The 206-nt window shown below is 69.4% G+C and carries 1 pseudogene; it reads right to left on the bottom strand.

The annotated features are described in order from the left end of the window. Positions 1–16 precede the first annotated feature (16 nt). A pseudogene (locus tag ACPYOG_RS20940) lies at positions 17–206 on the bottom strand (hypothetical protein); the annotation flags it as partial.

The following is a 206-nucleotide window of genomic DNA, read 5'->3' as shown; positions in this document are numbered from 1 at the left end:
TCCGTCGTCGGCAGCGTCAGATGTGTATAAGAGACAGTTCCGGATCTGTCTCCGGATCGTAGGCCCAGGTGGGCGCGAGCCGGCGCAGGCGCACCCCGCGCCACTGCCAGAACGCCCACAGCACGGACCAGGCGAGTGGCGTCAGCACGCCGGCGCGCACGATCAGCTGGTCCCGGTACCGCGTCCGCACTCGCCCGTTCTCGTCC

The sequence above is a fragment of the Leifsonia sp. HAY1-4F genome, assembly GCF_056755275.1.
This window is presented reverse-complemented; position numbering and strand designations above follow the sequence as displayed.